This window comes from Plantactinospora sp. WMMB334 (assembly GCF_049179095.1).
Classification (GTDB): Bacteria; Actinomycetota; Actinomycetes; order Mycobacteriales; family Micromonosporaceae; genus Plantactinospora.
The window spans coordinates 4,856,872-4,883,032 of the sequence record NZ_JBMHME010000002.1 but is presented as its reverse complement, the minus strand read 5'-3'; the positions used below and the strand labels follow the sequence as shown (position 1 = coordinate 4,883,032).

General features: G+C 74.7%; 21 protein-coding genes. 10 read left to right on the top strand and 11 right to left on the bottom strand.

Translation table 11 applies throughout. The annotated features are described in order from the left end of the window. The first annotated feature begins 150 nt into the window (after window positions 1-150). Window positions 151-474, top strand: a complete 324-nt coding sequence (locus ACN27G_RS20795) for a hypothetical protein (protein WP_421497404.1) — start codon at window positions 151-153, stop codon at window positions 472-474. 134 nt (window positions 475-608) lie between these two features. On the opposite strand, the gene ACN27G_RS20790 is transcribed toward ACN27G_RS20795, so the two are convergent. Beyond that, entirely contained in the window at window positions 609-2,198 is a 1,590-nt protein-coding gene (locus ACN27G_RS20790) for a leucyl aminopeptidase (RefSeq protein WP_421494444.1), read from the bottom strand. 124 nt (window positions 2,199-2,322) lie between these two features. Between ACN27G_RS20790 and gcvT the strand changes: the two genes are divergently transcribed. Beyond that, window positions 2,323-3,579, top strand: coding sequence for a glycine cleavage system aminomethyltransferase GcvT (gene gcvT, locus ACN27G_RS20785; protein WP_421494443.1), 1,257 nt, complete (start codon window positions 2,323-2,325; stop codon window positions 3,577-3,579). 39 nt (window positions 3,580-3,618) lie between these two features. Here gcvT and ACN27G_RS20780 read toward each other — a convergent pair whose 3' ends face one another. The 3 genes from ACN27G_RS20780 to ACN27G_RS20770 form a co-directional block, all read right to left on the bottom strand. Beyond that, the gene (locus tag ACN27G_RS20780; protein ID WP_421494442.1) at window positions 3,619-4,911 is read right to left on the bottom strand and encodes a DUF2314 domain-containing protein; all 1,293 of its coding nucleotides are present in this window, start codon (window positions 4,909-4,911) and stop codon (window positions 3,619-3,621) included. Between the two features lie 210 nt (window positions 4,912-5,121). Next, the gene (locus ACN27G_RS20775; RefSeq protein WP_421494441.1) at window positions 5,122-5,892 is read right to left on the bottom strand and encodes an adenosylcobinamide-GDP ribazoletransferase; all 771 of its coding nucleotides are present in this window, start codon (window positions 5,890-5,892) and stop codon (window positions 5,122-5,124) included. Next, window positions 5,885-8,176, bottom strand: a complete 2,292-nt coding sequence (locus tag ACN27G_RS20770) for a bifunctional adenosylcobinamide kinase/adenosylcobinamide-phosphate guanylyltransferase (RefSeq protein WP_421494440.1) — start codon at window positions 8,174-8,176, stop codon at window positions 5,885-5,887. The genes ACN27G_RS20775 and ACN27G_RS20770 overlap by 8 nt, the downstream gene beginning before the upstream one ends. Window positions 8,177-8,343: 167 nt before the next feature. Here ACN27G_RS20770 and ACN27G_RS20765 point away from each other — a divergent pair, with 167 nt between their 5' ends. Together ACN27G_RS20765 and ACN27G_RS20760 are read left to right on the top strand one after the other, a co-directional pair. Further along, complete coding sequence (locus ACN27G_RS20765) at window positions 8,344-8,544, top strand: hypothetical protein (protein ID WP_421494439.1); 201 nt, start codon at window positions 8,344-8,346, stop codon at window positions 8,542-8,544. Window positions 8,545-8,549: 5 nt separating this feature from the next. Then, entirely contained in the window at window positions 8,550-9,347 is a 798-nt protein-coding gene (locus tag ACN27G_RS20760) for a site-2 protease family protein (protein WP_421494438.1), read from the top strand. Between the two features lie 62 nt (window positions 9,348-9,409). Here the strand turns inward: ACN27G_RS20760 and ACN27G_RS20755 are convergent, their stop codons facing one another. Both ACN27G_RS20755 and ACN27G_RS20750 read right to left on the bottom strand, forming a co-directional pair. Next, window positions 9,410-10,408: an aldo/keto reductase family protein gene (locus ACN27G_RS20755; RefSeq protein ID WP_421494437.1), complete on the bottom strand. Its 999-nt coding sequence runs from the start codon at window positions 10,406-10,408 to the stop codon at window positions 9,410-9,412. A gap of 115 nt (window positions 10,409-10,523) precedes the next feature. Continuing rightward, a complete protein-coding gene (locus ACN27G_RS20750; protein ID WP_421494436.1) occupies window positions 10,524-14,843 on the bottom strand; it encodes a WG repeat-containing protein in 4,320 nt (1,439 codons plus the stop codon). 211 nt (window positions 14,844-15,054) lie between these two features. On the opposite strand from ACN27G_RS20750, the gene ACN27G_RS20745 reads away from it, so the two are divergent. Genes ACN27G_RS20745 through ACN27G_RS20735 form a run of 3 tightly spaced genes read left to right on the top strand, consistent with a single transcriptional unit; the run spans window position 15,055 to window position 17,772 of the window. Then, on the top strand, window positions 15,055-15,909 hold the full coding sequence (locus ACN27G_RS20745) for an ABC transporter permease (protein ID WP_421494435.1): 855 nt from the start codon (window positions 15,055-15,057) through the stop codon (window positions 15,907-15,909). 40 nt (window positions 15,910-15,949) lie between these two features. Continuing rightward, window positions 15,950-16,771, top strand: coding sequence for an ABC transporter permease (locus ACN27G_RS20740; RefSeq protein WP_421494434.1), 822 nt, complete (start codon window positions 15,950-15,952; stop codon window positions 16,769-16,771). Continuing rightward, window positions 16,768-17,772 (top strand): ABC transporter ATP-binding protein, encoded by a 1,005-nt coding sequence (locus ACN27G_RS20735; RefSeq protein WP_421494433.1) that lies wholly within the window; start codon window positions 16,768-16,770, stop codon window positions 17,770-17,772. Before ACN27G_RS20740 ends, ACN27G_RS20735 begins: the two co-directional genes overlap by 4 nt. 68 nt (window positions 17,773-17,840) lie before the next feature. On the opposite strand, the gene ACN27G_RS20730 is transcribed toward ACN27G_RS20735, so the two are convergent. From ACN27G_RS20730 to nadA, 3 genes are all read right to left on the bottom strand, one after another. Next, entirely contained in the window at window positions 17,841-18,449 is a 609-nt protein-coding gene (locus ACN27G_RS20730) for a DUF3043 domain-containing protein (protein ID WP_421494432.1), read from the bottom strand. Window positions 18,450-18,526: 77 nt separating this feature from the next. Continuing rightward, window positions 18,527-19,882, bottom strand: coding sequence for a UDP-N-acetylglucosamine 1-carboxyvinyltransferase (murA, locus tag ACN27G_RS20725; protein WP_421494431.1), 1,356 nt, complete (start codon window positions 19,880-19,882; stop codon window positions 18,527-18,529). Between the two features lie 262 nt (window positions 19,883-20,144). After that, the gene (gene nadA / locus ACN27G_RS20720; protein WP_421494430.1) at window positions 20,145-21,314 is read right to left on the bottom strand and encodes a quinolinate synthase NadA; all 1,170 of its coding nucleotides are present in this window, start codon (window positions 21,312-21,314) and stop codon (window positions 20,145-20,147) included. A 69-nt stretch (window positions 21,315-21,383) separates the two neighbouring features. Here nadA and ACN27G_RS20715 point away from each other — a divergent pair, with 69 nt between their 5' ends. The 3 genes from ACN27G_RS20715 to ACN27G_RS20705 all read left to right on the top strand — a co-directional run bounded on the left by ACN27G_RS20715 (window position 21,384) and on the right by ACN27G_RS20705 (window position 24,354). Beyond that, on the top strand, window positions 21,384-22,523 hold the full coding sequence (locus tag ACN27G_RS20715) for a glycerate kinase (protein WP_421494429.1): 1,140 nt from the start codon (window positions 21,384-21,386) through the stop codon (window positions 22,521-22,523). A gap of 179 nt (window positions 22,524-22,702) precedes the next feature. Continuing rightward, window positions 22,703-23,071, top strand: coding sequence for an iron-sulfur cluster insertion protein ErpA (erpA, locus tag ACN27G_RS20710; protein WP_346257933.1), 369 nt, complete (start codon window positions 22,703-22,705; stop codon window positions 23,069-23,071). A gap of 308 nt (window positions 23,072-23,379) precedes the next feature. Then, window positions 23,380-24,354: a carbohydrate kinase family protein gene (locus ACN27G_RS20705; protein ID WP_421494428.1), complete on the top strand. Its 975-nt coding sequence runs from the start codon at window positions 23,380-23,382 to the stop codon at window positions 24,352-24,354. Window positions 24,355-24,391: 37 nt separating this feature from the next. On the opposite strand, the gene ACN27G_RS20700 is transcribed toward ACN27G_RS20705, so the two are convergent. Both ACN27G_RS20700 and ACN27G_RS20695 read right to left on the bottom strand, forming a co-directional pair. Beyond that, window positions 24,392-24,625, bottom strand: a complete 234-nt coding sequence (locus ACN27G_RS20700) for a sulfurtransferase TusA family protein (RefSeq protein ID WP_421494427.1) — start codon at window positions 24,623-24,625, stop codon at window positions 24,392-24,394. A 254-nt stretch (window positions 24,626-24,879) separates the two neighbouring features. Continuing rightward, window positions 24,880-26,031: a cysteine desulfurase family protein gene (locus ACN27G_RS20695; protein WP_421494426.1), complete on the bottom strand. Its 1,152-nt coding sequence runs from the start codon at window positions 26,029-26,031 to the stop codon at window positions 24,880-24,882. Window positions 26,032-26,161 lie beyond the last annotated feature (130 nt).

Below are 26,161 nucleotides of genomic sequence, written 5' to 3'. Positions count from 1 at the left end.
CAGAGCCGGGGAGTGCCCACCTCGGTCATCTTGTCACTAGTGGAAGCGGACCGCGTACCGAGGTGCCCAAGGACACGTCGTCGGGACGTACGCTTGCCGGAAGTCGCCAGTTTCGCCGTGCGGCGGCCGTGCCGGGGAGGAGAGGATCGGGTGGCCTGGTTTCGCCGACGTAAGAAGGCGGTTGTCACGGCGGGCGATCGCCCCGCCAGCCGTGCGGATCTTGACCATCTTGAACAGTTTGTCCGGTCGAAGCGCGGCGTCGAGGCGTTCATCGAGCCTCGCACGACCGTGACCGAGACCACCGTGATGTTGATCGCGCACGACGGAGAGTGGACCCGGCGCCGGATCGACGGCCCGGACGGGGCCCGCCGGTTCGCCCACCGGCTGGCCATCCCGGTCTACGACGTCCGGCTGGTCGGCTACCCGCAGCGGATGCGCGACTTCAACGAGCGTCGCAAGCGGGCGAGCGGCTGACGCGAGCGGGCGAGCCGGCCGACGCAAGCGCGCGAGCGGCTGACCCGCCGGGAGCCGGCGCCCCGCAGGGGGCCGGTCCCGCCGGCATCCGGCGGGACCGGCGGCCGGTCCGTCAGTGGTTGGCGGCGATTCCGTCAGTCGTTGGCGGCGATGTCGTCGACCAGCTCCAGCAGGGTACGCACCGGCACCCCGGTGCCACCCTTCGTCCAGTAGCCGGTCGGCTCGCCCGAGTGGTAGCTCGGCCCGGCGATGTCGATGTGCGCCCACGGCACCTCGTCGGCGACGAACTCGCGCAGGAAGACGCCACCCTGCAGCATGTGGCCGGCGCGGTCCATCGTCGCGTTCACCTGGGAGATGTCCGCGACCTCCGAGTCCATTCCCTTCCGGACGTCGTCCGGCAGCGGCATCGGCCAGGTCGGCTCGCCGGCCGTGTCGCCGGCCTGCTGGACGCGCAGGCAGAGCTCGGTGCTGCCCATCACCCCGGCCACCCGCTTGCCCAGTGCCACCACCTGGCCGCCGGTCAGCGTCGAGGTCTCGACCAGGTAGTCACAGCCGTCCTCGCAGGCCCGGGCCATGGCGTCGCCGAGGACCATCCGGCCCTCGGCGTCGGTGTTGAGCACCTCGACCCGCTTGCCGTTGTACATCGTCACCACGTCGCCCGGCCGGTACGCCGTCCCCGACGGCATGTTCTCGGCCATCGGCAGGTACGCGGTCACCGCGACGGCCGGCTTCAGCTCGGCGACGGCGAGCATGGTGGCGGCGACCGCCGCCGCGCCGGCCATGTCGGACTTCATCTCCCACATGCCCTGGGACGGCTTGATCGACACGCCGCCGGTGTCGAAGGTGATGCCCTTGCCGACCAGCGCGAGCCGCTTCACCGATCCGCCGGCCCCGGCGGTGGCCGGGTCGTAGCTGAGCTTCACCAGCCGGGGCGGCGCCTCCGAACCGAGCCCGACGGCGAGGATGCCGCCGTAGCCGCCGGCGACCAGGGCCTGCTCGTCGAGGACCTCCACGCCGAGCCCGGCCTCCCGGGCGGCGGTGGCCACCGAGTCGGCGAAGGAGGGCGGGCGCAGCTCGTTGGGGGCGGTGTTGACCCAGTCCCGGCTCCGGGAGACCGCCCGGGCCACCACGCCGGCCCGGCCGATCTCCGCGCGGGCCCGGTCGTCAGCGGCGTCCGGAACGTGTACCGCGATCGCGGCCACCGGTGGCCGCCGGGTCGGCTGCGGCCGGGTCTTGTAACCGGCGAACCGGTACGCCCCGAGCAGGCCGCCCTCGGCGATGGCGCGCAGCGCGGCCGGGGCGTCCTCGTCGTCCGGCACCGGCAGGGTGAGCGCGATCCGCCCGGCGCCGGCCAGCGCCCGGACGGCCGAGGCGGCGCCCCGGCGGAGAATCTCCGGTGCCGGCGCCGCGCCGGTCGGCTCGGGGCCGAGCCCGACGGCGACGACCAGCGGCGCGGTGATCGTGCCCAGGGTGGCGAGCTTGATCACTTCACCGGGACCGCCGGTGGCGCCCAGCAGCGCCAGGGTCTCGGTGAGCCGGCCGTCGAACGCCGCGGCGATGCTCTCCGCACCGGTGGCGAGGAGCAGGGTCCCGGCGAAGTCGCTGCTCCGCGCGGGATCCGTCGCGTCCACCGTCTGGCTGTGCAACCCGATGACGATGGCGTCGACGGCGAGTTCGGCGGGGTCGGTGTCGACCAGGCTGAGGGTTGTGCTGGGCGATGTCACTACGCGGCTCCGGACGGGCGTGGCCGGCCGCGTGGGTGCGGCCCGGCGAAGTGGGTCTCCGGCGCAACTTACAGGCCGGACGAACGGGCTGTCCCGCCGACGGTCCGCCGGACGGGTCCCGCCGATGCTAACCATGGGCGGATCGCAGGTAGCAGGTAGGTTGCGACCCATGACCGACCCGACCCAGACGACCGGCCAGACCCCGGAGCGCCCCGCCGGCCGGCTCCCGGAAAGCGCCGCCGGCCGGCTCCGCCACTCGCCGCTGCACGAGCGGCACGCCGCGCTCGGCGCCAAGTTCGCCGCCTTCGGCGGCTGGTCCATGCCACTGGAGTACGCCGGCGGCGGCGTGCTCCGGGAGCACGCGGCGGTGCGTACCGCGGTGGGCGTCTTCGACGTCTCCCACCTGGGCAAGGCCCGGATCACCGGCCCCGGGGCGGCGGACTTCGTCAACGCCTGCCTCAGCAACGACCTGGGCCGGATCGGGCCGGGACGGGCGCAGTACACGCTCTGCTGCGACGACGCCACCGGCGGGGTGGTGGACGACATCATCGCCTACCTCCACGACCCCGAGCACGTCTTCCTGGTCCCGAACGCCGCCAACACCGCCGAGGTGGTACGCCGGCTGCGCGCCGCCGCCCCGGCCGGGATCACCGTCACCGACGAGCACGAGGCGCACGCCGTCCTGGCGGTGCAGGGGCCACGCTCGGCGGAGCTGCTCGGCACCCTCGGACTGCCGGCCGGGCACGACTACATGAGCTTCTCCACCGCCGAGCTGAGCTTCTCCACCGCCGGGGCCGCCACCGGGTTGGGCGGGCCGGTCCCGCTGGTGGTCTGCCGGACCGGCTACACCGGCGAGCACGGCTACGAGCTGGTGGTGCCGGCGGGGGCGGCGACCGCGGTCTGGGACGCGCTGCTCGCGGCCGGCGAGCCGTACGGGATCCGCGCCTGCGGGCTGGGCGCCCGGGACACCCTGCGCACCGAGATGGGCTACCCGCTGCACGGCCAGGACCTCACCCCGGAGATCAGCCCGGTGCAGGCCCGGCTGGGCTGGGCGGTGGGCTGGGACAAGCCGGCGTTCTGGGGGCGGTCGGCGCTGCTCGCCGAGAAGGCGGCCGGGGCCCGGCGCACCCTCTGGGGGCTGGTCGCGGTCGACCGGGGCATCCCCCGGCCCGGCATGACGGTGTTCACCACCGGCGGTACGCCCGCCGGGACGGTCACCAGCGGCACCTTCTCGCCGACCCGGAAGGTCGGGATCGCCCTCGCCCTGCTCGACCGCGACGCGGGACCGGCACAGGACGACGAGGTCGAGATCGACGTGCGCGGCCGGCGCGCGGCGATGCGGGTGACCCGGCCGCCCTTCGTCCAGCCCTCCGTGAAGTAACCACCCCACCGGGGCGGCTGCCGGAGGGCGTCCGCCGGGTCAGCGTTGGGAACGGTCCCCGGCGTCGAGGACGGCCTGGGTCCAGCCGCCCTCGATCACGCCGCTGCCGTCCAGCAGGGCCCAGTCGACCACGTCGACGGCGTCCACCACGACGGGCTGGCCGACCCGGACGGCCGGGTCCGCCGTGGCGTCGCTGGCGCTGGCGCCGACGATCCGCTCCGGGGTCGTCCAGGAGGTGACCCCGGCCCAGACGAACTCCGGACCCTCGTCGGTCGGCAGGCCGTACTTGACAAGCAGCTGCACCCCCTCCGGCAGGGTGCCGGCGAGGAACCGCTCCCGGATGCCGGGCAACCCGTCCCGGGCCGTCGTGATCGCCCGGGCCATCGCGTCGTCGGGACGGGCGTACCGGACGTCGGACTGGGCGGTGGCGCCGAAGAGGGCGGCGCAGACCGCCGCGAAGTACCGTCCGGCCGGCCCGGGATGGCCGGCGGGCGGCAGCAGGGTCAGGAACGAGTCGGCGTCCGGGTCTGTGGCGGGGTCGAGTTCCAGCCGCAGCGCCGCCGGGCCGGTGGTGTCGTGCTGCTGCGGATTGCCGTACGCGACAGCGATGTCGTGCCCGGTGACCGAGGTGACGACCGGAAGTTGCACGAAGGCCGGCACCTCGCTGTCGGCGAGCCCGTCCGTCCAGGCCCGGAGCAGCCGCCGGGCCACCCCGGTCATCACCGCGCCCCAGGCCCGGGTCAGGTGGCTCGGCACCCCCTGCGCCTGCAACTCCAGCAGCCCGAACCGGCGCAGTCCCTTGGTGGTGAACCAGAGCCCGCCGTCGTCGGAGGAGTAGGGCACCAGGACCCAGTCGATCAGGCGTACCCGCCCCTCGGCGTCCGGCAGCGAGCGCAGCGCCGCGGCCGGGTCGAGGAACTGCAGGGCGAAGACGTCGACCACGTCGGCGCCGAGCGACTCGGCGACGGCGGAGGCCACCGTGCGGGCCGCCCACTCGTGCGCCGGCGGCCAGCCGGGCCGGTAACTGGCCTGCACCACCACCAGGTCGGTGGCGGCGTCCAGCCGGGCCAACTGGGTGTCGGTGGCCCCGAACGCGGTGAGCAGGTCCGGCGGCAGGTGTGGGAACTCCGCGATCGGCCGGGTGTCGACCGTCATGAGCGGGCTGTCCAGCATCTGCCGGGCGAGGTCGTGCACCGGTCCGGAGAGCCGGCCGCCCAGCGCCGCCACCGCGTCGGCCGGTGCCGGGTCGGCCGGGCCGGAGGTGGGCACCAGGTAGGTCGCGGTCAGCGACTCCGGGACAGGCACGGGCAGGAAATCGTCCGTGATGAGCATTGCGTCCCCCCGCTCGGCCGCGTGCCGGCCTCGTCCTCGTATCTGATGTCCTTTTCGCGAACGCTACCCGCGAACGGCAGCCCGGTCAGCCGGTCGGCACCGGCCGGTCGTCGGCGCGGCCCTGTCGGCGCGGCCCTGTCGGTGCCCACCGCTGCTCACCGCCGGTCGGGACTCTCTCCGTCGGCCGGCAGCGGCACCGCGGGCCCGTCCTCACCCGGCCAGCACCAGCCCCAGGTAGCAGAGCGTGCTGGCCACTTCGACGGCGGCGCCGAGCACGTCGCCGGTGATGCCGCCGAGCCGGCGCACCACGTGCCGGAGCAGCAGCAGCGTGCCGGCCAGCGCTGCGGCGACCGCGAGCGGGCCCTGCCACGGCCGGCCCGGCACCGCCGGCACGGCGAGCAGCGCGACCGCGGCCGAGAGCCCGACCAGCGTCGCCGGGCCGACGGTGCCGGCGACCAGCGCACCGAGCCCGTCCGGGCGGGCCGCCGGAACGCCGTGCCGGCAGGCCCAGCTCACCGCGAGCCGTCCGGTCGCCGCCCCGGACACCAGGGTCGCGACCAGCGCGGGCCACGGCCGGCCGGCCAGCGCCGCGAACGACGCGGCCTGGAGCAGGAGTACGAGGAGGAGCGCGACCACCCCGAACGGGCCGACGTCCGGCTGCCGCATGATCCGCAGAGCCGCCTCCGGCGACCGGTAGGAGCCGAGCGCGTCGACGGTGTCGGCCAGCCCGTCCAGGTGCAGTCCCCGGGTGAGCAGCGCCGCCGCCGCCACGGTCAGCACTGCGGCGACCAGCGGTGGGGCGATCGTGCCCAGCCCACCCAGCATCCCGGCGAGGAGTACGCCGAGCAGCGCGCCGACGAGCGGCGCCAGGGCCATCGCCGTACCGGCGGAGGCGCGGTCGACCCGGTCGGCCCGCAGCGGCGCGACGGTGAAGATGGTCACCGCCAGCCGGCCGCCGGCCGCGAAGCGGCCCTCAGACACCCGGTGGCACGGTGGCGCCGTCGCGGCGCCCGCCCTCCCGGCCGCCCGCCGGGTCCGGCGCGTCCGCCGCCGGACCCGTCCCGGTCGGGTCCGGATCCGCCGGGACGCTGGTCGGGCCGGGGCCGGCCGGCGGCGGCTCGACGAACTCCCGGTCGTCGTCGGGGCCGTCGTCGCCGTCCCGCCCAGGCCGCTCCGGTGCCGGCGCTGCCGGTTCGGGGGCTGCCGGTTCGGGGGCTGCCGGTTCGAGGGCTGCCGGTTCGGGGGCCCACGGTTCGGCCGGGTCCGGCACCGGCGGGCTCTCCGGATGTGGCTTCCCGGACCGGGGTGCCGGATCGGCGGGACCGGTGCCGTCGGGACCGGTCCCGCCGGGACCGGGCGGCGGAGCGGAGTCGGCGCCGACGGTGCCGGCTGCCGGAGCTGAGGTCGCGGCGGTCTCCTCGGCCGGGTGCGGCGGCAGGGTGGCGGCGAGGGTCAGCGCGGAGCGCAGCACCGGCAGCGCGGCCAGCGCCCCGGCCCCTTCACCGAGGCCGAGCCGCAGGTCCAGCAGCGGTTCCAGGTCGAGCACGTCCGCGCCGAGCCGGACCCCCGGATGGTCGCCGTGGTCGGGCAGCAGGCACCAGTGCCGGGCCTGGCCGGCGAGGTCCCGGCTGACCAGACCGGCCGCCACCCCGACCGGCCCGTCGAGCAGCACCGGGGTACGCCGGGCCGTCGCGCCGAGCAGGACGCCGGTGGCGATCGCGACGTCGCCGCCACCGAGCTCGGCGAGCACGTCCTTGGCGTCCCGGGGATTGCGCCGGGTGCGGTGCATGGCGTCCCGGACGGCGGCGCAGCGCAGCATCCAGGCCGCGTCGTCGACCTGACCGCCGTGCGCCACGACCCGGCCGAGCACCGCGGCGGGTTCGGCGCCGGAGGTGGCGGCGAGTACCGCCGCGGCGGCGGCCTCCGTACCGGCGCCGCAGGCGGCGAGCACCAGCAGATCCGCGCCCGCGTCCACCGCCTCCTCGGCGAGCCGCCAGCCGTAGCGCAGGGCCGCCTCGACCTCGTCACCGGTCAGCGCCGGACCCTCCTCCATCGGCCGGGCCTGCGGTGCCGTCACGACCTGGAGGGTGGCCCCGGCCCCGGCCGCCAGCCGGGCGATCGGGCCCGTTTCCTGCCGCGCCTGCTCGGCCCGGCGGGCGGACTCGCCGGGCACCGTGCCGGCGGCGGCCCCGCCGGAGTGGTCGCCGTGCAGCAGGAGCACCCGGACGGAGCGCCAGGGCTGCGGCGTGGCGCTGCCCTGCGTGGCGGCGGCGAACGCGACCACCCGGTCCAGCCGGCCGAGGCCGGCGCCGGGCAGGTCGAGGGTGCCGAGCCGGTCGACGGCGGCGGGTCCGGCGTACTCGTCCGGCATCGGCAGGTCCATCCCGGCCTGGATGACCAGGCCGGTGGCGACCATCGGCAGCGCCATGGTCGGTGCGGTCCAGCCGGTCCCGTCCGACGGCGGGGGCTCGGCCGGCGGCGCCGGGACGACGGTGGGCCGGAGTACCTGGGGCACCGCGCCCAGCACGTCGGTCCAGGCCGACGCGGCCGGTGCGGTGCCGCCACGCCCGGCGGGCGTGTCCTGGTCGGCGGGCGTGTCCTGGTCGACGGGTGTACCGGAATCGGGTTGGGCGGACCGGTCGGGTTGGGCCGGCACGCCCGGCCGGCCGGGGTCCGGGCTCGGGCCGCCGGCCGGGACCGCCGCCGGAGCCGGCCGGTCGGCACCGACCTTGAGCCAGGCCGGCTGCCCGGCGACCATCAGCACCACGGCGTCGCAGGCGTCGGCGACCGTCCGGTTGGTGGTGCCGACCGCGTCGGCGAAGGCCCGACCGAGCGGAGTCGTCGGCACCGTCGACAATCCCACCTCCGGACTGACCAGCACCAGCCGGGCCGGGCAGGCCCGGATCGCGGCGCCGAGTTCCCCGATGGTGGCGACGTCGTCGGCGGGCTGGTGTGCCGGATCGAGCAGCACGGTCACCCAGCCGCCGAGGTCGTCGACGAGCAGGGTCTCCCCGGGCCCGGCCCCGGCGAGCAGTTCGGCGAGCCGGGACGGGTCGGCATTGGCCTCTTCGGTCGTCCAGCTCGGCGGCCGGCGGAGCCGGTGGGCGTCGATCCGGGCCGCCCACTCGGGGTCGTCGACGCCGGTCGGGGCCGTCGCGACGTATCGGACATCCGGTACGTCCCGCACCAGTGCTTCGGCGAACTCGGACTTGCCGGAGCGGATTCCGCCCAGCACCAGGAGCCTGTGCCACCCGTCAACGGACATGCCCGTACCTTAGAGCGCCCGGCCCGGCATCTCGCGGTGAGGTATGTCGCGGGGGTACGGATGCCGTGCCGGGACCGCGCCGAGCGCTCCGGGCCGGCTCGTACCGTACGGCCGACTAGGCTGGCGGGGGTTTGTCGGCGCGGAAGATCGGCGAGGGGAGACGCGACATGCCGTGGAGCTGGCGGTACGAGGGCGCGGACGGCGGTCCGGTCACCGGACCGGCCGAGGCGTTCAGCAGCCAGGCCGACGCCGAGTCCTGGATCGGCCAGACCTGGCGTGAGCTCGCCGCCGCCGGCGTCGCCTCGGTGCTGCTGGTCGAGGACGACCGGGTGGAATACACGATGAGCCTGCAACCGGCGGCCGAGTGACCGGGATGAACTTCGACCAACGGGGCCGGGACCGGCTCGTCCTCGGCGTGCCCCGGGAGGCCTTCCGGCCCAGCCCGATCTTCCTGGCCCTGGTCGCGCTCTTCGTCACCAGCGGGGTCATGACGTGGAACGGGTTCGGAAATCTGCGGCTCGACGTCTTCCTCTTCGTCGTGTCGGGCTGGCTGGTCTCGCTCTGCCTGCATGAGTACGCGCACGCCGTGGTGGCGTTCCGGGCCGGCGACCGGGGAGTGGCCCACCGCGGCTACCTGACCCTCAACCCGCTCAAGTACAGCCACCCGCTGCTCTCGATCATCCTGCCGGTGGCGGTGGTGCTGCTCGGCGGCATCGGCCTGCCCGGCGGTGCCGTCTGGGTGGACCGGCACGAGATTCCCGGCCGGCTCCGGCACTCGCTGGTCAGCCTGGCCGGTCCGGCCACCAACGTGCTCTTCGCGCTGCTGCTGGTCGTGCCGTTCGCGATCGGGGTGGATGTCTTCGCCCGCCCGGAGTTCTGGTCCGGTGTCGCGCTGCTCGCCTTCCTCCAGCTGACCGCGAGCATCCTCAACCTGCTGCCGGTGCCCGGGCTGGACGGCGGCAACGTCATCCAGCCGTGGCTGAACCCGCAGTGGCGGCGCGGCTACGACCTGATGGCCCCGTACGGCTTCATCCTGCTCTTCGCCCTGCTCTGGAACCCGCGCGTGGGCGGCTGGTTCTTCGGCGGTGTCTTCGCGACCGGCGACCTGATCGGCCTGCCCGACTACCTCTACGCCGAGGGCCTGCGCATGATCCGCCTCTGGCAGAACTGAGGTGTAAGGAAGGGCCCCCGCTTATCGTTTTCTGTGGTAGCGGGGGCCCTTCCTAACACCCGCTACGGGCGCTTGGCCGGGCTCTGGGTCCTGGCCGGGTCCCGCTCGGTGATCGGGTCGACGATCTCGTCGATCGCCTTGAGCAGGTCGGCGTCGAGCTTCACCCCGGACGCCTTCACGTTGTCGTGCACCTGCTCCGGGCGGGAGGCGCCGATGATCGCAGAGGCCACGTTCGGGTTCTGCAGCACCCAGGCGACCGCGAGCTGGGCCATGCTGAGCCCGGCCTGCTCGGCGAGCGGCCTGAGCCGCTGCACCCGGGTCAGCACCTCGTCGGACATGAACCGGGCGATGAAGCCGGCGCCGCCGGAGCTGTCGGTGGCCCGGGAGCCGGCCGGCGGCTCCTGACCTGGCTGGTACTTGCCGGTCAGCACGCCCTGGGCGATCGGCGAGAAGACGATCTGGCTGACCCCGAGATCCTGGCTGGCCGGCACGACCTCGCCCTCGATCACCCGCCAGAGCATCGAGTACTGCGGCTGGTTGGAGACGAGGTGGATCTTGAGCTCGCGGGCCAGCGCGTGGGCGGCCCGGATCTCCGACGCCTTCCATTCCGAGACGCCGACGTAGTGCGCCTTGCCGGAGTGCACGACGTCGGCGAAGGCCTCCATCGTCTCCTCCAGCGGCGTGGCGTAGTCGTACCGGTGTGCCTGGTAGACGTCGACGTAGTCGGTCTGGAGCCGGCGCAGCGAGCCGTTGATCGACTCCATGATGTGCTTGCGGGACAGGCCCCGGTCGTTCCGGCCCGGGCCGGTCGGCCAGAAGACCTTGGTGAGGATCTCCAGGCCCTCCCGGCGCTCGCCCTTCAGGGCACGGCCCAGCACCGACTCCGCCTTGGTGCCGGCGTACACGTCGGCGGTGTCGAAGGTGGTGATGCCGGCCTCCAGCGCCGCGCGTACGCAGGCGAGCGCGGCCTCCTCCTCGACCTGGGAGCCGTGGGTGATCCAGTTGCCGTACGAGATCTCGCTGATCAGCAGGCCGGAGCGGCCAAGGTGTCGGAATTCCATACCTTCGACCCTAGTCCCCGCGCCGGAGTGGATCACGTCGGGCGAGGGCGTGGGGAACGCGGATCACAGCACGGGGTGGCGAACGCGGATCACTGCACGGATTGGCGAACGCGGATCACAGCACGGGCTTGGTGTCGGCGAGCAGCCGGTCGATCTCCTCCATCACGTCGTTCCGGCTCGGGTGGACCGCGTCGATAAGCGGCTCACCCCGGCGGTCGAGCGCGCCCCACTGCCCGGTGCCGTTGCCGACCAGGAAGGCGACCGGATGGATGACCAGCGCGGGATGGGCCGGTGGGACCAGGACCTGCCCGGAGCGGTCCACCACGCCCTTGCGCCCGTTCACGTCGACGATCGCCAGCCCTTCGTCGGTGAAGCCGTCGACGTAGCGGCCGTCGGTGAGCGCGGTGCTGAAGCCGGTGTAGCGGGTCGCCAGCACCACCTTGCCGGTCTTGTCGACCGCGCCCCAGCCGCCCCGGCGGACGGCGGCGATACCGCGCCGGAACGGGCGCACGTCCTCGAAGCCGGCCGGGATGACCACCTTGTTGGACTTGTCGATCGCGATCCAGCCGCCGGTGCCGTCCCGGGAGACCCAGGCCAGCCCGTCGGAGAAGGATCCCACGCCGAGGTAGCCGGCCGAGGCCTCGACGAGCAGCTCACCGGTCTCGTCGATCAGCTCCCAGGTCCGGGTCTCGGGCCGGCGTACCCAGGCGGCACCGTCCCGGAACGGCTGCACGTCGGCGTAGCTCGGCGCGATCGCCAGCTGGCCGTCGGGATCGGCGTAGCCCCAGCGCTGCACCTTCTCGCTGAAGGTCGGCACCGGTGGCTTGTGCACCTGGAGGATCTCGTCCCGGTCCCGCGGGTAGGGACCCCAACCGTCCTTGGCGACCTTGTTGAAGACCGCGTCGAGCGCGAGTTCGGTCCGGGAGATCAGATCCGGGTCCTCGACCTTGCGCAGTTCAAGGGCCTTCTCGAAGTGGTTGCACGCCTCCATGTAGCGGCCCTGGTCATAGCAGGATCGCCCGGCGTGCTCGTGCATGGTGGCCCGCAGCCGGTCCGGCAGCTCGGAGGAGTTCGCCTCCGCGAAGAGCCGGTCCGCCTCGGCGAAGTCCCCGCGCCACTGGAGTACGTGGGCCAGCCGGGCCTGCGCGATCGCGATCCGCCGCAACTGGCCGGTCGCCTCCGCGTGGGCCAGCGCCAGCTTGCCGTCGGAGAGTGCCTTGCCGAGGTCGCCGAGGATCCGGGAGACCACGGCCCGCAGGCTCAGCAGCCGCGCCCGGGTCGCGTTGTCCTTGGCCGGTTCGAGCTTCTCCGTCAGCCGGTCCCGGATGGCCCGCAACTCCTCCGGGTCCTCGACCAGCTCCCGCAGGGTCTCGTGGTGGAACCGCCACTCGTACGACGCCAGCACGTGTTCCGGGTCGGTCGCCGCCGGCTCCGCCGGAACGTCCTCGGGCTTCGGCTCGGCGGCCCGGCCCCCGGGCCGGACGATCGGGGTGAGCATGGTGGGCGCGCTCAGCGCGGTGGCCGCACCGGCGGCCGGCCCGGTCGGCAGCACCGTGTCGGGGCTGGCCTCGGCGACGGGCGACCCGGGCGGTGAGGTGGCCAGCGGCGGGCCGGAGGTGGGCGCGGTGGCCGGTGACCCGGAGGTGGGCGCGTCGGCCGGCGGGCCGGAGGTGGCGGACGTGGCCGCCGGGCCGCCGGCGCTGGCGTCGACCGCTGGGGCGGTCTCCGCCGATCCACGATCGGCCGCTCCGTCCCCGCCGGTGGCCGGGGGTGGCGCTGCGGTCGCGTCGGCCGCCGGCTCCGCGCCGCCGTCGCCCCGTTGCCGGGGTACGGCGGCGGCGTCCGCTCCGGCGCTCGCGGCGGTGGTGTCGGTGCCCGGCTCGGCGGGGGAGGCGGCCGTCGCGGCAGCATCGTCAAGCGGCCCGAGGGGGGCGTGGTCCGTGACAGGTCCGGTCTTTGGCATGGAGGGTACGGAAGTTCCACTCAGGTCGGCGGCCCGTCCGGTGTCCGGGACGGCTCCCGGGCCGGCCGGTTCGATCGGAGGGCCGGACGAGGGGACGGGGGAGGCGGGTTCGATGAGGATATCCGCCGCCGGGGCGGCGGCTGGTTCGACCGGCCAGCCACTCTCCGGCCCGGCCACCTCGTCCGGCAACGGGCTGGCGGGCGGGGTGGAGCCGGCCGGCGGCGTGCTGGCGGGCGGGGGTGCGGCCGGTGCGGGCCCGGTGGCCGGCGTCGGGGGTGTGGCGGCGGGCGCCGGCGCGGACAGGAACTCCAGGCGTAGGCCCGCGGACGGGGGAGGGGTGGCCGGCGGACGCGGACCGGTCTCGTCGGCGGAGGGCTGCCGGGGCGGCGGGGGAACCGGGTCCGGCACCGTGCTCGGGGTCAGCCAGCCCGCCGCCTGCTCGCGCGGCGGCTCCACCGGCTGCGTCGCCTCGCCGGAGCGTGCCGGTTGGGTGTGGCGGGTCGCCTCGACCGGGCGTGCCGGTTCGGCGGGGCGTGCCGGTTCGGTGGGGCGTGCCGGTTCGGTGGGGCGTGCCGGTTCGGTGGGGCGTGCCGGTTCGGCGGGGCGTGCCGGCTCGGCGGGGCGTGCCGGCTCGGCGGGGCGTGCCGGCTCGACGGGGCGTGCCGGTTGGGTGTGGCGGGTCGCCTCGACCGGGCGTGCCGGTTCGGTGGGGCGTGCCGGCTCTGCGTGGCGCACGGACTCTGCGTGGCGCACGGACTCTGCGTGGCGGACGGACTCTGCGTGGCGGGGCGGTTCGACCGGGCGAGGTGGTTCGGTGGGGCGGGCTGCTTCGGCGGGGCGGGGCGGGGTCACAGGGCGAGGCGCATCCACCGGGCGCCCGGCGTCGACCGGGCGCGGCTCGATCGGGCGGGACTGCTCGACCCGGCGTACCGGCTCGACGGGGCGCGTGGGTTCGATCCGGCGGGCGGGCTCGACCGGGCGCGGCTGCTCGGCGGCGCGGGCCGGTTCCCCGGCCCGGGGCGGCAGGCTCGGCCCGACCCGCTCGGTCGGTCCCGCCGGAGCGGCCGCCGCGGGCGGGTATCCCGCGACCCGCTCCGGGCGGGTCGGCGCCCCGTCCTGCTGGCCGCCGCGCGGCGGCACCCGGTCGGCTCCGGGTACTGCGGGGCGGTCGGTTCCGGGGACCGCCGGGCGGTCGGTTCCGGGGACTGGTGGACGGTCGGCTCCCGGGACCGGCGGACGGTCGGGCCGGCCGTATCCCGGTGCCAGTTCGGCGGCCGGCCGTTCGATGCCGGGCGGGGGCGGACCGACCCGGTCGCCACGGTGCGCCGGTGCCGGCCGGCCGGCCGGATCGGTGCCACGCGGATCGCGTGCCGGCGGTCGCCCGGAACCCAGGTCGGGGAAGCGCCGGCCCTCACGCGGCGGCTCCTGACCCGGGCCACGCTGCGCCGGCCAGGCCCCGGCGGGGCCGGCGGCGGGTCGCCGGACCGGCGGCGGCTCGGCGCCGGGACGGTCGGGCCGGGCCCGGGGCGGGGTGCGACCGGGCGGCACCTCACGGCCTGCCGGGTGCGGTGGACCGCCGGATCGCCCCGCCCAGCCGTCGGCACGGTCCGCTCCGGGAGCGCCGTCGAACGCCGCCGGCATCTGGCCGGGACGTCCACCCGGTGCGATCCGGCCCCGGCCGTCCCGTGGTCCGGGGCGGCCGTCGGACGGCATCGGGCGGCGGTCCTGCGGCGGTGGGGTCTCGTCCGAGGCGGGACCGGTGAGCCACCGTCCCCGCCGCTCCGGCGGGGCGGCAGAACGGCCCGGCCGGTCGTCTCCGGAGCGGCGCGGGTCGTGCGGCGACGCCGCCCTGCCGCCCGCGAACCCACCGTCACCGCGGCCGCCACGCGGTCCGGGCTCCGCCGCCCGGGGCGAGCGGCGGTCGTCCCGGGCGACCGGCACCGAGCCGCCGGTGCGGTACTCCGCCGGCGGCCGGGCGCGCCCGTTCGACGGTTCGTCCCACGGTTCCGGGGCGGCGTCCCGGGAATCGGACGCCGGCTCCCAACTCGTGGACCGGCCGCCGCTCCAGCGGTCGAGGCGTCCGGTACGCGCGTCGCGCGGCGGTCCGTCCGCCCGGGCGGCCACCGGGCGGGGCCCGGCAGGCTGCCCGGGGCGCCCGTTCGGGATCGCCTCGGGGTGCCCGTTGGGGGCAGCGTCGGGCCGACCCTGGTGGATCGGCTCGGGTGCGTGCGGAGCGCCGTCCGGGCGGCCGAAGGGCTCCGGCTCGCCGGGGCGACTGCCCGGTGGCGGCACCTTGGCCCGGCCGGTCGGCACGGCTGCGCGGCCGGCGGGCCGGGCCGCACGGCGCCGCTGGTGGCCGATGTCTCCGGCATACCGCTGGCCGGGGAACTGCGGCTCCCACTCCGAGGTCGGTTCGGTCGCCCAGGAGGGTTCGGGTGCCTCACCCCAGCCGCCGGAGTATCGCCCACTCATACCGGCGCTCCCGGTCGTACTCCGGCGGCCGCAGGACCGGGCCCGAGGTCGCCGGCGGGGCGGCTGACCGCGCGCGGCGCGGCCGGGGAAGCCGGCTCGCGTCGCTCAATCACGGGGTGTCACCTCGTCGAAAATTCTCGCTGGACAGCCGGGCGTTCCGGGTAAAGTCGCCCGGCTTGGTGCAGCGTGGTCGCGGAAGGAGGGTAACGGCGTGGGCTCGGTCACCGCCACTGTGCCACCACCCATCCGCCGAAACATCATCCCGTGGTTCCGGACATTTGCTGCTATAACCAGATCGGGGTTTCGTCGGTACTCTACATATCGGCAAGCTACCCTTGCCGGCGCCTTCACCAACACCGTCTTCGGCTTCCTCCGTTGCTACGTCCTGCTCGCCGTCGCGTCCGGTGCCGGTGGCGTGGCGGGTGGCTACACCCCGGAACAGCTCGCCACCTTCGTCTGGGTAGGACAGGGACTCCTCGCCGTGATACTGCTCTGGCGGTGGACCGAGCTGGCCGACCGGATCCGCACCGGTGAGGTCGCGAGCGACCTGCTGCGACCGGTGCATCCGGTGGCCAGCTACCTGGCGACCGACCTCGGCCGGGCCGGGTACGCGCTGTTGACCCGGTTCCTGCCGCCGGTCCTCACCGGGCTGCTCTTCTTCGACCTCGCGCTGCCGACCCGGTGGCAGACGGTGCCGCTCTTCGCCCTCTCCACCGCCCTGGCCGTGGTGATCTGCTTCGGCTGCCGCTACCTGGTGAACGCGACCGCCTACTGGCTGCACGACGCCCGGGGCGCGCTGATCCTCTGGACCCTCGGCTCCGGTGTGCTCGCCGGGCTCTACTTTCCGCTGCGGTTCCTGCCGGACCGGATCGCCGTGACACTCTGGCTGGCCACGCCGTTTCCGAGCCTGTTGCAGACGCCGCTGGACGTCCTCGTCGAGCGGGACGGACGGCTGGTGCAGGCCGGCATGGTCGTCGTGCAGGTGCTCTGGGCCGGGCTGGTGCTGCTGGCGTGTCACGCGGTGCAGCGCCGGGCCGAGCGCAGACTGGTGGTGCAGGGTGGCTGAGGTGCGGGGTGGCTGAGGTGCGGGGTGGCTGAGGTGCGGGGTGGCTGAGCCGCCGTACCGGCTGCGGCGGGTGCCGGCCTACCTGGCGCTGCTGCGCGGGCAGGCCCGGTCGCAGGCGTCGTACCGGACCTCGTTCGTGGTCGACCTGGTCAGCAACGTCGGCGCCACCGCACTCGACGTGCTCACGGTGCTGGTGCTGTTCCGGGTCACCCGGGAGCTGGGCGGCTTCGACCGGAGCGAGGCGATGGTGATGGTGGGGCTCTCGGCGGCGGCCTTCGCCACCGCCGACCTGGCGGTCGGCAACGTCGAGGGGCTCCGCCAGTACGTCCGGACCGGGCTGCTCGACGCGGTCCTGGTCCGTCCGCTCGGCGCGCTGCCCCAACTGCTGCTGATGGACCTGCCGCTGCGCAAGGCGTCCCGCGCCCTCTTCGGGGCGGGGGTGCTGGCCGTGGCGCTGGCCACCGCGGACCTGCACTGGACTCCGGGGCGGGTGGCGCTGGCCGTGCTGGCGCCCCTGGCCGGCGTGGTCTTCTTCGGCGCGATCTTCGTGGCCACGGCGACGCTCTCGTTCTGGTGGATCGACTCCGGCGAGGTGGGCTCGGCGTTCACCTACGGCGGGCGGGACTTCACGACCTATCCGATGACCGTCTACAGTGGCTGGTTCCGAGGCGTTTTCGCGTACGGGCTGGGGTTCGGTTTCGTGGCCTACTACCCGGCACTGGCGCTGCTCGGCCGGGCCGACCCGCTCGGCCTGCCGGGCTGGGCGGGTTGGGCCGCACCGGCCGTGGCGCTGCCGGCCGGTGTGTTGGCCGCCGCCGTCTGGCGGCTCGGCGTGCGGCACTACCGGAGCACCGGCTCGTGACCGCGACCGGGCCGGAGTCCCCGGTCATCGAGGCACGCGGATTGCGCAAGGAGTTCACGATACGCGTCCGGGCCGGCCGGTTCCGCCGGACCAGGCGGGTGGTGAGCGCGGTCGACGGGATCGACCTGGCGATCCGGCGCGGCGAGATGGTCGGATACATCGGGCCGAACGGCGCCGGCAAGTCCACCACGCTCAAGATGATGACCGGGGTGCTGACTCCCTCCGCCGGCCAGGTACGCGTCTGCGGGCTGGTGCCGGTGGCCCAGCGCACCCGGCTGGCGCTGCGCATCGGGGTGGTCTTCGGGCAGCGCTCGCAGCTCTGGTGGGATCTCCCGCTGCGGGATTCCTTCGACCTGCTGCGGCACGTCTACCGGGTGCCGGCGGCCGAGCACGCGGCGCGGCTGCGGCGCTGCCGGGCGCAGCTCGACCTGGACGACTTCCTCGACATCCCGGTCCGGCAGCTCTCGCTCGGCCAGCGGATGCGCGGCGAGTTGACGGCCGCGCTGCTGCACGGCCCGGAGGTGCTCTTCCTGGACGAGCCGACGATCGGGCTCGACCTGGTGAGCCGGCAGGCGGTCCGGGCCTTCCTGGCCGAGCTCGGCGCCGCCGGTGACACCACGCTGGTGCTGACCACGCACGACCTGGCCGACATCGAGCGGCTCTGCCGGCGCCTGGTGGTGATCGACCACGGCCGGGTGGTGCACGACGGGTCGATCGAGGCGCTGCACGCGCGGTACGGCTCGCGCAGGCTGGTCGTGGCGGACCTGGACGAGCCGCTGTCCGAGCCGCCGGTGCTGCCCGGCGCGCCGCTGCTACGCGCCGAGGCGGAGGGGCGGCGGTTGGTCTTCGCCTGCGAGTCGGCGACCGCCTCCGAGGTGGTGGCGGGGCTGGCCCGGCTGGTGGCGCTGCGCGACATCGCCATCGTGGAGCCGGCCATCGAGGACGTCGTCGCCCGGCTCTACCGTGCGCCCGCGCCGGTCGACACCCCGGTGCCGGACTGACCGCATGCGCCACCCTGCCCGGCCGGGACGGCGGCTGCCGTGCCGGGGGCGAGGAGCAGTGCGCTCGGTCAGACGGGGTCGCCGAGCTTGACCCGGGGGACCGGGGCGCGCATGCGGCGGAAGGTGATCGAGCGCATGATCGCGTAGAGGTAGAGCGAGCCCATCCGCTGGTCGGTGTCGGGGAACCGCTGCCGGACCAGCTTCCTGATCCGCCGGGAGATCAACACCGAGTCGATCACCAGGGCGATGGCCAGCAGCCCCCACAGCAGGTTGGAGGCGAACCGCACCACCGGGGGCATGGTGCTCGCCGAGCCGATCAGCACCACCAGGGCGCCGCCGAAGAACCAGGTGCCGACGGTACGCCGGGAGTCCACCACGTCGCGGGCGAGCCCGCGCTCCGGGGCACGGTCCCGGGGGCCACCCTCCCGGCGGAACTCGGCGGCCGCGTCGGCCCGCGCCTGCCGGCGCCGCTCCCTGGTTTCCTGCTTGGTGAGCGGCCTGGTGTCGCCGACCACCCGCCGCCCGGCGCTCGGCCGCTTCGGGGTCTCCCGGCCCAGCTCCTTCTTGCTCGGCGTGTGGCCACGGGGGCGGGCGGACGTGGACTCCTCGTCCGGGGTCACCTCGGCGGTGGCCTCGTCGACGAGGTCGGCTGGTTTGCGGCGAAACAGCGACGGCACGCAGAAAGGGTAGCCAACCGCCGGCCCGACCCGCACCTCGCGGTCTGCCGGCGGTGGCCCCGTGCGTTTCTGGCGGGTCAGGGGCGCTCGACGTGGGCGCCGAGCGCGGCGAGCTTGGCCTCGAAGTCCTCGTAGCCACGGTTGATCAGATCCACCCCGTAGACCCGGGAGGTCCCCTCGGCGGCCAGCGCCGCGATCAGGTGGCTGAACCCGGCCCGCAGGTCGGGGATGACCAGATCGGCGGCGTGCAGCTTCGACGGCCCGGCGATCACCGCCGAGTGCTTGAAGTTGCGGCGGCCGAACCGGCAGGGCGTACCGCCGAGGCAGTCCCGGTAGACCTGGATGGTGGCGCCCATCTTGTTCAGCGCCTCGGTGTAGCCGAGCCGCTGCTCGTAGACGGTCTCGTGCACGATCGACAGGCCCCGGGCCTGGGTCAGCGCCACCACCAACGGCTGCTGCCAGTCGGTCATGAACCCCGGGTGCACGTCGGTCTCCAGCGCCACCGCGCGCAGCTCGCCGCCGGGGTGCCAGAACCGGATCCCGCCCTCCTGGCCCGGGCTGCCCTGCCGGGGCGGGCGGGTGTCGGTGACCTCGTAGGCCCCGCCGACCGAGCGGAACACGTTGAGGAAGGTCATCATGTCGGCCTGCTCGGCGCCGAGCACCTCGACCCGGCCACCGGTGGCCAGCGCGGCGGCGGCCCAGCTCGCCGCCTCGATCCGGTCCGGGATCGGCCGGTGGGTGTAGCCGCCCAGCCGGGCGACGCCCTGCACCTCGATCACCCGGTCGGTGTGCACCTTGATGATCGCGCCCATCTTCTGCAGGACGCAGATCAGGTCGACGATCTCCGGCTCGACGGCCGCGTTGCGCAGCTCGGTGACGCCCTCGGCGAGTACCGCCGTCAGCAGCACCTGCTCGGTGGCGCCCACGCTCGGGTACGGCAGCTCGAACTTGGTGCCGTGCAGCCCGCTCGGCGCGGTCAGGTGCATCCCCTCGGGCGTCTTGTCGACGAGCGCGCCGAACTGCCGCAGCGCCTGGATGTGGAAGTCGATCGGCCGGGGGCCGATGTGGCAGCCGCCCAGGTCGGGGATGAACGCGTGGCCGAGCCGGTGCAGCAGCGGGCCGCAGAAGAGGATCGGGATCCGGCTGGAGCCGGCGTGCACGTTGATCTCGTCGGTGCTGGCGCTCTCGACGTTGGCCGGGTCGAAGACCAGTTCGCCGTCCTCGACGCCGTCGGTGACCTTGACGCCGTGCAGTTCGAGCAGGCCGCGCACCACCTCGACGTCGCGGATGCGCGGCACGTCGAAGAGTCGGCTCGGCTCGTCGCCGAGCAGGGCGGCGACCATCGCCTTGGAGACGAGATTCTTCGCGCCGCGCACCCGGATCTGCCCGGAAAGGGGCGTACCCCCGTGTACGACCAGGACGTCGTCGGTCAACGCAACCTCCAGCGGGTCGGTGCTGTGCTCATCCGTCGATGCTCTCCGCGAGGGTGGACCCTCGGTCCACGCTGCCGTCGCCCCGTGGCCCCGGTCGGGGCGGCGCGGTCACGCCGTCCGGCCCGGACTCTCTGCACGGCCCCGGGCAGCATAGCGCTCGGTTACGAAAAAGGAACGGGCACCGGGCGGCGGATGGCACGAAACGGGGACAGAGGCAGGAATCCGTACCTCGTCAATTACTTTCTGTGACGTTCCGTCTCCGCTACGGCAGGGCCAGCATCTGGTCCAGGGCCACCCGGGCGTGGTGCGCCGTCTCCGAATCCACGGTGATCTGGTTCGGCACCCGGCCGGCGACGAGCTCCTCCAGCGACCAGACCAGATGCGGCAGGTCGATCCGGTTCATCGTCGAGCAGTAGCAGACGGTCCGGTCCAGGAACATGACCTGCTTGTCCGGGTGGGCGTTCGCGAGCCGGCGTACCAGATTGAGCTCGGTGCCGACCGCCCAGGCCGAGCCGGCCGGCGCCGCCTCGATGGTCCTGATGATGTATTCCGTCGAGCCGACCTGGTCGGCCGAGGTCACCACGTCGTAGCGGCACTCCGGGTGGACCAGCACGTTCACCCCGGGCACCCGCATCCGGACCTCGTCCACGCTGCTCCTGGTGAACCGGCCGTGCACCGAGCAGTGCCCCCGCCAGAGGATCATCTTCGCCTCGCGGAGCTGCCTGGCGGTCAGCCCGCCGCCCGGCTTGTGCGGGTCGTAGAGGACACAGTCGTCGGCGTCCAGCCCCATCTTCAGCACCGCCGTGTTCCGGCCGAGGTGCTGGTCGGGGAGGAAGAGCACCCGCTGGCCCCGCTCGAAGGCCCAGGCGAGCGCCCGCTCCGCGTTCGACGAGGTGCAGACCACGCCACTGTTGCGACCGACGAACCCCTTGATGTCCGCCGAGGAGTTCATGTACGTCACCGGCACCGTCGACCCGGCCACGCCGAGGTCCTCCAGCGTCTCCCAGGCCGCCTCGACCTGGGGCAGCGCCGCCATGTCCGCCATCGAACAACCGGCGGCGAGGTCGGGCAGCACCACCCGCTGGGCGTCGCCGGTGAGGATGTCGGCGCTCTCGGCCATGAAGTGCACACCGCAGAAGACGATGTATTCCGCCTCCGGCCGGGCGGCGGCCTCGCGGGCGAGCTTGAAGGAGTCGCCGGTCACGTCGGCGAACTGGATGACCTCGTCCCGCTGGTAGTGGTGGCCGAGCACGAAGACCCGGTCGCCGAGCGCCGCCTTCGCCGCCGTGGCCCGGGCGACCAGGTCGGGGTCGCTCGGCGCCGGCAGCTCGCCGGGGCAGTCGACACCGCGCTCGCTGGCCGGGTCGGCACCCCGGCCGAGCAGCAGCAGGGCGGTTGCGGTGCTGGACGGCTCTACCCAGGTCGAAGTCACGTGTTCCATGCTTCCACAGCGAGGACCGCTTTCCGGCCGTCCGGATGTGGGCTGCCACACTTGCCGACCATGCGGATCCTGATCTGTCCGGACAAGTTCGCCGGTACCCTCTCCGCGCCCGAGGCCGCCCAGGCGGTCCGGGACGGGTGGCGGGAGGTCGCCCCCGGCGACGACCTGGTGCTGCGACCGCTCGCCGACGGCGGGCCGGGCTTCGTGGAGGTGCTGGCCACGGCCCTGCCCGGCCGCCGGGTGCCGGTGCCGACCGTCGACCCGCTGGGCCGGCCGGTCCGGGGCGAGATCCTGTTGAGCCCGGAGGACGGCACCGCGTACGTGGAGAGCGCCCAGGCCTGCGGTCTGCACCTGCTCGACCCGGCGGAGCGGGACCCGAGGCGTACCACCTCGTTCGGCCTCGGTGCGCTGCTCGCCACCGCTGCCGAGGCCGGGGCCCGGCGGGCGGTGATCGGACTGGGCGGTTCGGCGGTCAACGACGGCGGGGCCGGGCTGCTGGCCGCGCTGAACGCCGTGCCGGTGGACGCCTCCGGCGCGGCCCTCCCGTACGGCGGGGCCGCGCTGCTCGCGGTCGCCGGGCTCGCCGGGCGCCCGCAACTGCGTGGCATGGAGCTGGTGGCCGCGACCGACGTCGACAACCCGCTGACCGGGCTGACCGGGGCGTCGAACGTCTTCGGGCCGCAGAAGGGCGCCTCCCGGGAGGACGTGCTGCTGCTCGACGACGCGCTGCGCCGCTTCGCCGAGGTGCTGGAGCGGGATCTGCCCGGCTGCCCGGCCGGGCTGGCCGAGCTTCCCGGTGCCGGTGCGGCCGGCGGCCTCGGCGCGGCGGTGCTGGCACTCGGCGGCCGCTGCGAGTCCGGTATCGGGCTGGTCATCCGGCTGACCGGGCTGGACGCCGCGTACGAGGAGGCCGATCTGGTGATCACCGGGGAGGGCTCCTTCGACCACCAGTCGCTGCACGGCAAGGTGGTGGCCGGGGTGGCCGGGGCCGCCCGGGACCGGGGCGTGCCCTGCGTGGTGCTGGCCGGCCGGGTCAGCGCGGGGCGGCGCGAGGCGGCGATGGCCGGGGTGACCGAGGCGCACAGCCTGGTCGACCACTTCGGCGGGGAGCAGCACGGCGGCGTCGAGCGGGCGATGGGCCGGCCGGCGGACGGGCTGCGGGCGCTGGCGGCCCGGCTGGCCCGCCAGTGGAGCAGGTGACCCGGCTGGCCGTGTGTGCGGGACGGAGGGCGCGGCGGGGGCGAATCCACCCGAGCCCGGGTGACCAGCGTCGCACCGGCCTAGAATCGATTCTGCACCCGCATTGGGAATCAGCGGCCAGCCGGCTAGCGTTGGCCAGTACGGATAAACATCGCACCGGCGCAGGGGAGACTTTCATCGTGACAACGCCAGCGCAGACCGAGTCGACCGCGGCAACCGCTCCGAGCACCGTCGTCCTGACCGACGTCGCGGCGCAGAAGGTGAAGGCTCTGATCGAGCAGGAGGGCCGCGACGACCTGCGGCTGCGGGTGGCGGTGCAGCCGGGCGGCTGCTCCGGCCTGCGCTACCAGCTCTTCTTCGACGAGCGCTCGCTCGACGGTGACGTGGTCAGCGACTTCGGCGGGGTCGAGGTCGTCGTCGACCGGATGAGCGCGCCGTACCTGACCGGCGCCACCATCGACTTCGCCGACCGGATCGACGCCCAGGGCTTCACCATCGACAACCCGAACGCGCAGAACTCGTGCGCGTGTGGCGATTCGTTCCACTGATCGGTGGTCTGTCCCGGTTTCGGCCGGTGCGCCCCGATTCTTGTTGCATACTGAGTGCCTGAGCGGGCCGTACCCGCGCGGGTGGCGTGACGTTTCCCGGAGAGTCCGTCACGCCACCGCGCCGGGCGCGGCCCGTTCGGCGTTCAGGTGTGTCCACGGGGCCAGTGGAGGTTGCCGAGGGCCGGTGGACGGGCGGCGAGGTGCGGGTGACTTTCAGGTGGCCGGTACCCGATCGATCGGGGACGGATCGGACGACGTACCGGTAGGCTGACCCGGCCATATTTCCCGTCTCGACTCCGAGGGCCGACATGAAGATCGCCGTCACCGGCTCGATCGCCACCGACCACCTGATGAGCTTCCCGGGCCGGTTCGCCGATCAATTCATCGCCGACCAGCTGCACAAGGTCTCGCTCTCCTTCCTCGTCGACGAGCTGGTGCTCCGGCGCGGCGGGGTGGCCGCCAACATCGCCTTCGGGATGGCACAGCTCGGGCTGCGGCCGGTGCTGCTCGGCGCGGTCGGCGCCGACTTCGACGACTACCGCTCCTGGCTGGAGCGGCACGGCGTGGACTGCACCTCGGTGCACGTCAGCGAGGTCGCGCACACCGCGCGCTTCGTCTGCACCACCGACACCGAGATGTGCCAGATCGCCTCCTTCTACGCCGGTGCGATGAGCGAGGCCCGCAACATCGAACTCGCCCCGGTGGCCGACCGGGTCGGCGGGCTCGACCTCGTACTGGTCAGCGCCAACGACCCGGACGCGATGCTGCGGCACTCCGACGAGTGCCGCCAGCGCGGGTACGCGTTCGCCGCCGACCCGTCGCAGCAGCTCGCCCGGATGGACGGCTCCGACGTGATCGGTCTGATCGACGGTGCCGACTATCTGATGACGAACGACTACGAGAAGTCGCTGCTGCAGAGCAAGGCCGGGCTGACCGATGCCCAACTGCTCGACCGGGTCAAGGTCCGGGTCACCACCCTCGGCAAGGACGGCGTGGAGATCGCCGGCCGGGACATCGACCCGATTCACGTGCCGATCGCCCGGGAGACCCAGGCCGCCGACCCGACCGGGGTGGGCGACGGCTTCCGGGCCGGCTTCTTCGGGGGCCTCTCCTGGGGACTCGGCCTGGAGCGGTCGGCCCAGATCGGTTCCCTGCTCGCGACGCTGGTGCTGGAGACGGTCGGCACCCAGGAGTACGAGGTCCGCTCCGACCTCTTCGTCAAGCGCCTCGCCGAGTCGTACGGCGACGTGGCCGCCGAGGAGGTCCAGCCGCACCTGCCCTGAGTGAACGGTGCCGCCGGGCGGGGTGCCGGCGGAGGGCTCAGTGGGCGCGCCGGATGTCGTACGCGGGAGAGCCGTCCACGGTCGAGGTGCCGACCAGCTCCTGGCCACGCATCCGGCACCAGGCCGGAATGTCGATCGCCGCCGCCGGATCGTCGGCGAGCACCCGCAGCACCCCGCCGACCGGCAGCCGGGGCAGCCGCCGGGCCGCGGCGATGACCGGCAGCGGGCAGCGCTGACCGAGACAGTCCACGATCTCGTCCGGCGCGCTCACCCGCGGCCTACCCGCCGAACCGCCCCGGCTGCCCCCAACACCTCGCGCACGTCCTTCCGGCCGTCGTCCACCTACGGCTGTCAGCCACGGCTGCGGCTGTCGCCTACGGCGATTGTCCGGGTTCCGCCGACCGGTGGCCAACCCGGCCCGCCGGGCGCCTGTCAGGAGGGCGGCCGGTCGGGCGCCGGTCGGGAGGGCGGCCGGTCGGGCGCCGGTCGGGAGGGCGGCCGGTCGGGCGCCGGTCGGGAGGGGGCCTAGAGCCCGACCACGCCGGCCTCGGCGCGCAGCCCGGCCACGATCCCCGGAAGTTCGGCGAGGAACCGGTCCACCTCGGCCTCGGTGCTCTCCCGGTGCAGCGAGATCCGGACGTTGCCGTGCGAGAGCACCCCCATCGCCTCCAGCACGTGCGACGGGCGCAGCGTCGAGGAGGTGCAGGACGAGCCGGACGAGACGGCGAAGCCCCGCCGGTCCAGGGCGTGCAGCAGCGCCTCGCCGTCGACGTAGAGGCAGGAGAAGGTGACCAGGTGCGGCAACCGGCGCACCGGGTCGCCGACCACCTCCACGTCCGGCACGGTCGCCGCCACCGTGGCCCGGATCCGGTCGACAAGCGGGCCGAGCCGGGCCGCCTCGGTGGCCGCCTCCGCCGCCACCGCCCGCAGCGCGGCCGCCGCCGCCACCACCGCCGGCAGGTTACCGACCCCGGGTACCCGCCCGGCCTCCCGCTCGTCCGCCGGATAGGGCGACTCCCAGCGGGTGCCCTTGCGGACCACCAGCAGCCCCACGCCGGCCGGGCCGCCCCACTTGTGCGCGCTGGCCGTCAGCACCGACCAGCCCTCCGGCACCGGCAGCCGGCCCACCGACTGGGCGGCGTCGACGTGCAGCGGGACCCCGGCCGCCGCACACGCCTGCGCCGCCTCGGCGACCGGCTGCACCGTACCGACCTCGTGGCTGGCGCTGATCAGGCTGGCCAGTGCCACCCCGGGGCCGGCCACCGCGGCCGACCAGGCGTCGAGGTCGAGCCGCCCGGCCCGGTCCACCGGTACGCCGGTGGCGGTGCCGCCGCCGGCCACGTGTTGCCGCGCGGCGTGCAGCACGGCGGAGTGCTCGATCGCCGAGTGCACCAGGGTGCCACCCGCCCGGCGCCGCCCGGCCAGGCCGCCGAGGACCGCGGCGTGCGCGGCGGCCGTACCGCTGGGGGTGAAGGAGAGCTCGTCGGGGCGTACCCGGAGAACCTCGGCGGTGGCCGCCCGCGCCGCGTCGAGAAGCTGGCGGGCCCGGCGGGCGGGCGCGTAGAGGCGGGCCGGGTCGGCCCAGCCGTCGGCGAGCGCGGCGAGCATCGCCTGCCGGGCTACCGGGTGTAACGGTGCCGCGGAGGCCGCGTCGAAGTAGGCCGGCGCCTCGCTCACCAGCAAACCGTAGCGCGCGGCGGGATCGGGGCAGGATTCCCCGGCCGGGTGGGGACACCGACCCCAAGGCCGGTGAGCCGACCCAGGTCGAGTAATCTGCGACCGTCGGTGACGCCTTTGCCGCCGGCGT